Origin of the sequence: Neotamlana laminarinivorans (genome assembly GCF_020523925.1) — a bacterium.
Classification (GTDB): Bacteria; Bacteroidota; Bacteroidia; order Flavobacteriales; family Flavobacteriaceae; genus Neotamlana; species Neotamlana laminarinivorans.
Window position 1 is genome coordinate 1 of sequence record NZ_JAJAPW010000114.1, and the last position, 255, is coordinate 255.

The following is a 255-nucleotide window of genomic DNA, read 5'->3' on the forward strand; positions in this document are numbered from 1 at the left end:
ATTAAAGTATATCTTGATTTGCGTTCTACGATTGTTCCTATTGCCGATTTTTGTCCTTTTCCAATGATTAAATCACCTTCCCAATGTCCAACTTCATTTCTTAGCTCAATGTGCTTAGGTCTATTGTCAATACTGACTTGATTACGTATTTTACTTCCTTTACCTCGTTTGTTTTTGATTGCCCAACGTCTTGTTTTCTTTCGAGTAAGTAGTTTGATTAATTTTTTGTTTAGCGAAGCTTGAGGCCTTGTGTAA

The 255-nt window shown here is 34.5% G+C and carries 1 protein-coding gene; it reads right to left on the reverse strand.

The annotated features are described in order from the left end of the window. Positions 1-255 (reverse strand): transposase (locus LG649_RS16485; RefSeq protein WP_394371929.1); only part of this gene is annotated, 255 nt, incomplete at both ends.